Genomic DNA, 8868 nt, shown 5'->3' with positions numbered 1-8868 from the left:
AGTTGGTTAGAATACCGGCCTGTCACGCCGGGGGTCGCGGGTTCGAGTCCCGTCCGCTCCGCCACTTATTCCAGACCTCAGCAGAAATGCTGAGGTCTTTTTGTATCTGCGTATAGGAGAACTGGAACGGACTTCGTCCTCTAGAATCGGGAGCGGGCTTCGCCCTACGAGAGTTGAGTGTTGATATTAAGTTGATAGAGCCGATGGTTTAGAAGGTGTTGACAGGGCTTGTCTCCTAGAAGACACAATCAACCAGTTTTCCAGTTTTCCAGTTTTCCAGTTTTCCAGTTTTCCAGTTTTCCAGTTTTCCAGTTTTCCAGTTTTCCAGTTTTCCAGTTTTCCAGTTTTCCAGTTTTCCGTAGGACGAAGTGCGTTCCCGCATCCTAGTATCGCTGCCCAACAAAAAAGGCCAGCAGCTGCTGACCTTCTATGATTTTTTGACGTTTACCTATTAAAGAATAATATCTCTTACTTCAGGATCTTTACGCTCTAGGTAGTGAGTCGATTTAATACGACGAATAGTACGGCATCGACCACGAATTAACAGAGTTTCAGTCGTAGCGATATTACCTTGGCGAGAGATACCCTCTAGTAGGTCTCCTTTAGTAATACCTGTTGCAGAGAATACAACGTTATCGCTACGTGCCATGTCTTCCATCTTAAGCACGACATTAGCTTTTACGCCCATTTCTTCGCAGCGTTTAAGTTCTGCAGCGCCATAGATGCGGTTTTCTTCATTATCACCTTTCACTTCATGGCGAGGCAGTAGTTGACCATGCATATCACCATCCAATGCACGAATCACAGCCGCTGAAACAACACCTTCAGGAGCACCACCGATACAGTACATAACGTCCACTTCGCTATCAGGCATACAAGTTAGAATAGATGCAGCAACATCGCCATCTGGTACAGCAAAGACGCGAACACCCATTGCCTGCATTTCTGCGATCACAGCATCATGACGAGGCTTTGCTAGGGTAATGACCACAAGTGTATCTAAAGTCTTGTTCAGCGCTTGCGCGATGTTCTCTAGGTTTTCTTTAAGCGGTTTATTGAGGTCGATACAGCCTTTTGCACCAGGGCCAACAACTAACTTCTCCATGTACATATCAGGAGCTTTAAGGAAACTGCCTTTTTCACCAGCTGCAAGTACTGCTAGAGCATTAGACTGACCCATTGCAGTCATACGTGTGCCTTCAATAGGATCAACTGCGATGTCTACTTCGTCTCCACCAATACCTACGTTCTCACCAATGTACAGCATAGGTGCATCGTCGATTTCACCCTCACCGATCACGATCTCTCCACTGATCTCGGTTTTATTAAGTAAGCTGCGCATGACCTCAACCGCAGCGCCATCTGCTGCGTTCTTATCGCCGCGGCCAAGCCACTTGTAACCTGCTAAAGCTGCACCCTCGGTAACTCGAGAAAATGACATTGCTAAATCGCGTTTCATGAAGACTCCAAAGTATTAGGAAAGAGAGAAAAACAAAAACGGCAGGATCTTATCATATCAGAAAGGAAACGTTTGCCTTTTTGCTCGAACAGCCATTGAACTGGATCAATCTAACAGGTTAAATTAACAAATAGATGTCGCTCGCTTGAGGGATGTAAGGCCATTGTCAATTTACGCTGTTTTTTTAATCGAATGGCAAAAAAACTACAATATAGGGCGTGTTTATCCGCTCTCGGCTGAGTAGAATGGTTGCAAATGGTTTTGGAACATAGGTGACCAAAACCTTCTCCGAATAATAGATAGGTAGGCTAAGATGTCTTTTGAAGTATTAGAACAACTAGAAGCAAAAATCCAAACTGCAGTAGATACAATTGCTCTTCTACAAATGGAAGTTGAAGAACTGAAAGAAGAGAAAGAAAAGCTAGCAACTGAAGCAAACGAACTACGTAGCAACCGTGAAGAGCTAGAACAAAAAGCTCAGCAAATGCAGCAAGAGCACTCTGCTTGGCAAGAGCGCATCCGTAGCCTACTTGGCAAAATGGATGAAGTAGAGTAATCACTACTCGAATAAAAAGGCTGAACTTAGGTTCAGCCTTTTTGCTTTCTGCGGACAATAATGACCAAGCAATACTTAGTCATTTTGGAACATTATCTAAGCTTTAGGGCGAACGCCTAAAGTGTGGCACAGGGCGTAAGTCATTTCCGCACGGTTGAGGGTGTAGAAATGGAAATCCTTAACCCCTTCACGGCTCAATGTACGCACCATGTCAATCGCTTGGCTTGCACCAACTAGCTGTCTTGTCGTTGGGTCATCATCCAAGCCTTCAAACTGTTTAGCCATCCACCCCGGAACTTTAACGTTGTTCTGCGCCGCAAAGCGAGAAGCTTGCTTGAAGTTCGAAACAGGTAAAATGCCGGGAACGATTTCTACATCAATGCCTGCCGCCACGCAGCGGTCACGGAATCGCAAGTAACTCTCTACGTCAAAGAAGAACTGAGTGATAGCTCGGCTCGCACCTGCATCTACCTTACGTTTTAGGTTAAGTAGGTCAGCTTGAGCGCTTTTTGCTTCTGGGTGAACTTCAGGGAAAGCAGCAACTGAGATATCGAAGTCATGGCGCTCTTTTAGCAAAGTGACGAGGTCAGAAGCGTACATTTCAGGCTTACCACCACCTGGGGGAATATCACCACGCAGCGCGACAATACTTTGAATACCATTTGCCCAGTAGTCATCAGCGATTCGGACAAGCTCTTCACGTGATGCATCAATACAGGTTAAGTGCGGCGCGGCAACTAGACCTGTTTGATCTTTGATCTCTTTGATAATCGAGTGTGTTCTATCTCGCTCACCGGAGTTAGCACCATAGGTAACCGAAACAAATTTTGGTTGTAGAGTCTTAAGGCGGTGCACAGAGTTCCAAAGTGTTTCTTCCATCTTTTCGCTACTAGGTGGAAAAAACTCAAATGACACATTGATATTGTCAGACAGTTCGGCGATATTCTGATTTAAGGCGTCGATATGACCTGCGTGCGTGTATCCCATCTTACTCTCCCTGTGGCCACTCCGTGCCATAAAACTCTAAAATTCCAAATCGACGTTTAGACGTCTATATGTCTACAGAATGTATTGAATACGATTTAATGTCAATAATGTGATTATGAATATTTTTCAACTTAATCATGAGCTGGCTTCAAGTTTAGTTGAAGTAAATTGATATGGGATTGAAAGAGAATAAAGTAAAAAGGCGCCGAGGAGATCAGCGCCTTTGTGAGTTAGAGTAAACTTGAGAGGAGGTTCAAATCAGATTGAATCGCACCTGCGGTGACTTCTCTGCCTGCGCCAGGGCCTCTGATAACAAGTGGATTGTCTTTATACCACTTACTCTCGATAGCGAATATATTGTCACATGGCAGTAAGTTCGCTAGAGCATGCTCTTTGCTTAGCGCTTCAACACCTACCGTTGCAGTACCATTTTTCTCTAATCTTGCGACATAACGAAGCACTTTGTCTTCGCGCTGAGCTTTCTCAAGGCGCTCTGCGAGCAGTTCACTTAATAGCGCACTCTTATCAAGAAATTCATCTAGGGATAGCTCAGCGAGCTCTGTAGGTACCAAACTTTCAACTTTTACCGCTTCTGGTTCCAATGTAAGGCCTGACTCGCGCGCTAGGATGACTAGTTTACGCATAACGTCTGAACCGTCTAGGTCGCTGCGAGGGTCGGGCTCAGTTAAGCCTTGCTGCCACGCTAGGTCTACCAGCTCAGCAAAAGGAACGCTGCCATCGTATTGCTGGAATAGCCACGAGAGGGTGCCTGAGAAAATACCTGATAATGCGATAATGTCATCGCCGCTTTCTCGTAGGTCTCGAACTGTGTGGTTAATTGGCAGCCCTGCACCAACGGTAGCGTTGTAAAGCCAGTGACGATTGATCTTTGCGAAGGCGTCTTGAACCTGATGGTAGTATTGGCTAGAAGCTGACCCCGCGACTTTATTTGCCGAGATCAAGTGCATGCCTTGCTCCGCAATTTCTAAGTAGCGTTGGGCTAAGGTTTGACTGGCAGTCACATCCAACACAACAAGATCATCATAGCCTTGAATAGCACCGAGTTTTTCAATCCAGTCGTTTCCTTCGTGGCTAGTCGCTTCGTCATCGAAATGAACACCAACTTGGCTCGCATCAATTCCTTTCGGGTCGAACCAATAAGTTTGGCTATCGATCACAGCCACTAACTCAAAGTTCATGCCATGACGCTTTTCTAGCTCGCCCTTTTGCTCGGTGAACAGTTCTAACCAGCTTGAGCCTATATTGCCTTTACCACATAGGGCAATGGCGACACGTTTCTGGGCTTGGAACAATTGGCTATGAATAGCTTTAACTAAAGGCTTAGTATCGGTTGTGCGTAAAACGGCAACTAAGCTAAGCCCTGACAATGACTCGGAAATAAACTCGACAGGTGAAGACTTGAGTTGCTGGTAGAAACCATAGCAGTGGTTAGCATTCTTGGTTACGCCTGCTCCTACCGCCGCTACCATCGAATAACCTTCTTTAAGCTTAATCTCCGCTTCAATTGCTGCGTCTTGGAGATACTCTAAAGCGCCACCCACTATTTCACTTGTATAAGCGAGACGTAAGCAATGTTGGTCGGCTTGAGCCTCATAAGTCAGTGGTTCAAGCTGGGCTCGCTTGAGGCTTGCAAGTACCTCATTTTCGACTCGCTGGAAATCATGACCAGAGGTGAAATTGAGTTGAATTAATAGCACTTCATCTAGGGATGAGATGATTTTTGCGCCGCGACCAGAAGCAAGAACACGTTCAATGCGTGTAGAGCCTGATTCTGGTTGGTAGCTGCAACGAAGATGCAGATCCATCGCACTTTGAGCAACGGGCTGTAATGTACGGCTATGCAGTACAGGGGCAGCAAGTCTTGCAAGCTCACTGGCTTCATCTAAGCGTAATAGCGGCAGAAGACAGGCATCTGACACTAACCTTGGGTCTGCACTGTATACACCTGCTACGTCACTCCAGATGGTTACGCGTTTCGCTTCTGCCAGCGCGCCGATAACGGTTGCTGAATAGTCTGAACCATTACGCCCTAATAATACGGTATGACCTTGACTATCTTGAGCCATAAAGCCAGTGATCACCACTCTATGGTGAGCGTGTTGCACTAATACTTCTTTAGTTAACGGGTAAGAAGCACCAAAGTCGACTTCAGGTTGAGTGCCCGCTTCAGCACGTAAAAATGCGCGAGCATCCTGAGCTACGGCAGGCAATGAATGTTGATTGAGCAGCGCTGCCAATAGGCGTGAAGACCATACTTCGCCATGGCCTAAAACGGCTGCTTTCTCAGCTTCGTTAAGCGGATAAGTCAACTCGCCCAAGGTGCTGAACTCATCATTTAAAGTAGCGAGTAGCTGCTGTTTTACTTCTCCTTCAATAAGCGTTTCAATCAGCTCAGTTTGAAACTGGCGTAGTGCTTGAAGTTCTTCATGAGCAATACGGCCATCTTTATTGAGGGCTTCGAGAAATGCAATCAAACGGTTGGTCGTTTTACCTGCAGCTGAAACAACAATCAGATCTTCTGATTGTGAATATTCTTTTAAGATACCGACGACGCGGCGGTAGCATTCAGGATCGGCTAGGCTGCTTCCACCAAACTTATGGAGTTGACGTTGAGTAGTAGGCATTAGAAGGCTTCCTTAGCTTTTGCAAAAGCTTGTTCAAGGTCAGCAATTAAATCTTCTGCATCTTCAAGCCCAACCGACAGGCGCAGAAGTTGTTGGGAAACACCTGCCTCTGCAAGTGCTTCTTCACCCATCGCTCGGTGAGTCATTGAAGCAGGGTGACAGATTAGACTCTCTACACCGCCGAGAGATTCAGCAAGTGAGAAAAGCTCTAGTTCACCAACAAAGAATTTAAGTTGTGCAAAGCTACCCGCGAATTCGAAGCTGAGCATAGAACCAAAGCCTGTTTGCTGCTTTTTAGCAATCTCATGGCCTGGGTGCTCAGGCAGGCTAGGATGATAGATGTTACCGACTAAGTCTTGGGTCTGTAAGAAGTCTAAAATTTGGCGAGAGCTCTCCTCATGCACCTTCATACGCGCCCCCAGTGTACGGATGCCGCGCAACGTCATGTAGCTATCAAATGGTGTGCCTGTTGCACCAATACAGTTCCCCCACCAAGCAAGTTCTTCAGCGTGTTCTTCTGTTTTGGTAATGACAACACCGCCAATAACATCAGAGTGACCATTGATATACTTAGTGGTTGAGTGAATAACAAAGTCGGCGCCAAGGTCTAAAGGCTTTTGGAACACGGGTGTCAAAAAGGTATTGTCGACAGCCACTAGAGCACCAACTTGTTTGGCTTTCTCACATACATTTGCGATGTCGACGACACGAACTAACGGGTTAGATGGTGTTTCCAATAGAATCAGTTTAGGCTTTTTAGCTAGGGCCTCAGCAAAGGCTTGTTCGTTAGATTGATCAACAAATAGAACTTTGAAATCACCTTTATTTGCGCGGGTATTGAATAGACGGTAAGTACCACCGTAGCAATCGTGCGGTGCGACGATAAGGTCATCTGGGCCAAGGAAAGCGGATACCCATAGATTCAGTGCCGAAGTACCACAGTTGGTCACGACCGCGCCTTTACCTGACTCAAGTTCAAACAGAGCAGTTTCGAGTAGCCCGCGGTTTGGGTTGCCTGAGCGGGTGTAATCGTACTTTGGTACATCACCAAAGGCTGGGAAGCCATAATTTGTCGAGAGGTAAATAGGTGGAACAACTGCGTGATGTTGAGTGTCGGACTCGATACCAGTACGTACCGCGATTGTGGCTGGTTTGCGGGTGCTCATAAGTGTTTCCTTTCGAACTTTAGTGACTTCTATTTGGGAATACGCTATACCTTTATCTTGTTAGATATATGTTATTCCAATCCCATACCTTTCCACTTTACTTATCATTATTGTGGACGTCAACACTTCTAGACGTCTATATGTCTTTGCTTGTGGCTATAAATACCGCTAAAATTAGGGATTCTATTTTCAACCATAAAAAATAACGAAAGGTGCGCAATGGCAGATTGGAATGGCGAATACATTAGCCCATATGCTGAGCATGGAAAGAAAAGCGAACAAGTAAAGAAGATTACAGTTTCTATTCCATTGAAAGTATTAAAGGTTTTGACTGATGAGCGTACACGCCGCCAGATTAATAACCTGCGCCACGCAACAAACAGCGAGCTATTGTGTGAAGCTTTTTTGCATGCATATACCGGGCAGCCACTGCCGACTGATGAAGATTTACGTAAAGACCGCCCAGACGATCTCCCTGCTGAAGTGAAAAAACTGATGACAGAGATGGGAATTGAGTTCGAATCTTTCGACGAATAATAAAAATAGTCGCACCTAATTTTCGCACGCTGACGAAATTGAAATAAAAAAAACCGCTGTCTTAACAGCGGTTTTTTCGTTCTCGAAGAGACTATTTAGCCAATTTACTCGGCCATATAATTTTCTGGCATTTCAATGCGAGCAACACCTGAGTCAACAGCGGCCTGAGCAACGGCTTTAGCAACACGAGGCAATAGACGTGGATCCATTGGTTTTGGAATGATGTAACCAGGACCAAATGACAGTGCATCAACGCCAGCAGCTGCTAGGACTTCGGCTGGTACTTCTTCTTTCGCTAGTTGGCGAATAGCGTCTACCGCTGCCAGTTTCATCTCATCATTAATTTCACTTGCGCGCACGTCTAGCGCACCGCGGAAGATGAATGGGAAACACAGCACGTTGTTTACTTGGTTAGGGTAATCACTACGACCAGTACCCATGATCAGATCGTTACGTACTTCGTGAGCAAGTTCAGGTTTGATCTCTGGATCTGGGTTAGAACACGCAAAGACGACCGGTTTGTCTGCCATCAACTGAAGAGCTTCTGGTGAGAGTAGGTTAGGGCCTGATACACCAAGGAACAGGTCAGCACCTTCGATAACGTCTTCTAGTGTGCGCTTATCGGTGTTGTTGGCGAATAGCTGTTTGTATTCGTTAAGATCGTCACGACGAGTGTGGATAACACCTTTACGGTCAAGCATGTAGATTTTCTCACGCATCGCGCCACACTTAATCAGTAGCTCCATACATGCTACTGCTGCTGCACCTGCACCTAGACACACAATCGTTGCGTCTTCTAACTTCTTCCCTTGAAGTTCAATGGCATTAAGCATACCTGCCGCGGTAACAATCGCCGTACCGTGCTGGTCATCGTGGAAAACAGGTACATCACAACGCTCAATCAACTGCTTTTCGATTTCGAAACAGTCTGGCGCTTTGATGTCTTCTAGGTTAATACCGCCAAAAGTATCGGCGATGTTAGCAACGGTATCGACAAACTCTTCGATAGTACGGTGCTTTACTTCAATATCAATTGAATCTAAACCCGCAAAGCGTTTGAAAAGCAGAGACTTACCTTCCATTACAGGTTTAGATGCTAGAGGACCTAAATTGCCAAGACCAAGAATCGCCGTACCATTTGAGATAACAGCAACCATGTTGCCTTTTGATGTGTACTTGTAGACGTTGTCAGCGTTTTGTGCGATTTCACGTACAGGCTCTGCTACACCAGGGCTATAGGCTAGAGCAAGATCTTTAGCCGTTTCTGCTGGTGTTGTTAGTGCGACTGCAATTTTACCTGGAGTTGGGTAAGCATGATAATCCAAAGCTTGCTGACGAAACTGTTCTTCTGGGGATACTTCTTGGCGATTGTCGTCTGACATAGGTGTAGGTACTCATTAATAATTATATGGAATGGGGAAATCCATTCTAGAGTAACTAAGTCAAGCTGCCTAGGTCAGAATGCGAGCCGAAGCAATAAAAAGTAGTAAATGACTGGAGATAAGACCAGATGAACAG

At 45.7% G+C, this 8868-nt stretch carries 8 protein-coding genes; 2 read left to right on the top strand and 6 right to left on the bottom strand.

Annotation, left to right across the window (positions count from 1 at the left end):
* Window positions 1–235 precede the first annotated feature (235 nt).
* Together AC5O63_RS20715 and glpX are read right to left on the bottom strand one after the other, a co-directional pair.
* Complete coding sequence (locus tag AC5O63_RS20715) at window positions 236–382, bottom strand: hypothetical protein (RefSeq protein ID WP_494506120.1); 147 nt, start codon at window positions 380–382, stop codon at window positions 236–238.
* Between the two features lie 69 nt (window positions 383–451).
* A complete protein-coding gene (glpX, locus tag AC5O63_RS20710; protein WP_494506119.1) occupies window positions 452–1459 on the bottom strand; it encodes a class II fructose-bisphosphatase in 1008 nt (335 codons plus the stop codon).
* Window positions 1460–1772: 313 nt separating this feature from the next.
* Between glpX and zapB the strand changes: the two genes are divergently transcribed.
* Window positions 1773–2015 (top strand): cell division protein ZapB, encoded by a 243-nt coding sequence (gene zapB / locus AC5O63_RS20705; protein ID WP_171325587.1) that lies wholly within the window; start codon window positions 1773–1775, stop codon window positions 2013–2015.
* 96 nt (window positions 2016–2111) lie between these two features.
* Here zapB and metF read toward each other — a convergent pair whose 3' ends face one another.
* From metF to AC5O63_RS20690, 3 genes are all read right to left on the bottom strand, one after another.
* Window positions 2112–3002: a methylenetetrahydrofolate reductase gene (gene metF, locus AC5O63_RS20700; RefSeq protein ID WP_494506118.1), complete on the bottom strand. Its 891-nt coding sequence runs from the start codon at window positions 3000–3002 to the stop codon at window positions 2112–2114.
* Window positions 3003–3232: 230 nt separating this feature from the next.
* Window positions 3233–5647, bottom strand: a complete 2415-nt coding sequence (locus AC5O63_RS20695; protein WP_494506117.1) for a bifunctional aspartate kinase/homoserine dehydrogenase II — start codon at window positions 5645–5647, stop codon at window positions 3233–3235.
* A complete protein-coding gene (locus tag AC5O63_RS20690; RefSeq protein ID WP_494506116.1) occupies window positions 5647–6813 on the bottom strand; it encodes an O-succinylhomoserine (thiol)-lyase in 1167 nt (388 codons plus the stop codon). Before AC5O63_RS20690 ends, AC5O63_RS20695 begins: the two co-directional genes overlap by 1 nt.
* Window positions 6814–7032: 219 nt before the next feature.
* Between AC5O63_RS20690 and metJ the strand changes: the two genes are divergently transcribed.
* The gene (gene metJ, locus AC5O63_RS20685) at window positions 7033–7350 is read left to right on the top strand and encodes a met regulon transcriptional regulator MetJ (protein ID WP_004743257.1); all 318 of its coding nucleotides are present in this window, start codon (window positions 7033–7035) and stop codon (window positions 7348–7350) included.
* A gap of 104 nt (window positions 7351–7454) precedes the next feature.
* Here the strand turns inward: metJ and AC5O63_RS20680 are convergent, their stop codons facing one another.
* Window positions 7455–8732: a malic enzyme-like NAD(P)-binding protein gene (locus AC5O63_RS20680; protein ID WP_494506115.1), complete on the bottom strand. Its 1278-nt coding sequence runs from the start codon at window positions 8730–8732 to the stop codon at window positions 7455–7457.
* Window positions 8733–8868 lie beyond the last annotated feature (136 nt).

Source organism: Vibrio sp. SCP2 (assembly GCF_059295395.1).
The sequence above is the reverse complement of the archived record's forward strand: the minus strand, read 5'-3'. Positions and strand labels throughout refer to the sequence as shown.

What these genes read in the sequence shown, in the direction of transcription:
- AC5O63_RS20715 (WP_494506120.1), bottom strand. Translation starts at nt 382, where the DNA reads ATGCGGGAACGCACTTCGTCCTACGGAAAACTGGAAAACTGGAAAACT.
- glpX (WP_494506119.1), bottom strand. Translation starts at nt 1,459, where the DNA reads ATGAAACGCGATTTAGCAATGTCATTTTCTCGAGTTACCGAGGGTGCA.
- zapB (WP_171325587.1), top strand. Translation starts at nt 1,773, where the DNA reads ATGTCTTTTGAAGTATTAGAACAACTAGAAGCAAAAATCCAAACTGCA.
- metF (WP_494506118.1), bottom strand. Translation starts at nt 3,002, where the DNA reads ATGGGATACACGCACGCAGGTCATATCGACGCCTTAAATCAGAATATC.
- AC5O63_RS20695 (WP_494506117.1), bottom strand. Translation starts at nt 5,647, where the DNA reads ATGCCTACTACTCAACGTCAACTCCATAAGTTTGGTGGAAGCAGCCTA.
- AC5O63_RS20690 (WP_494506116.1), bottom strand. Translation starts at nt 6,813, where the DNA reads ATGAGCACCCGCAAACCAGCCACAATCGCGGTACGTACTGGTATCGAG.
- metJ (WP_004743257.1), top strand. Translation starts at nt 7,033, where the DNA reads ATGGCAGATTGGAATGGCGAATACATTAGCCCATATGCTGAGCATGGA.
- AC5O63_RS20680 (WP_494506115.1), bottom strand. Translation starts at nt 8,732, where the DNA reads ATGTCAGACGACAATCGCCAAGAAGTATCCCCAGAAGAACAGTTTCGT.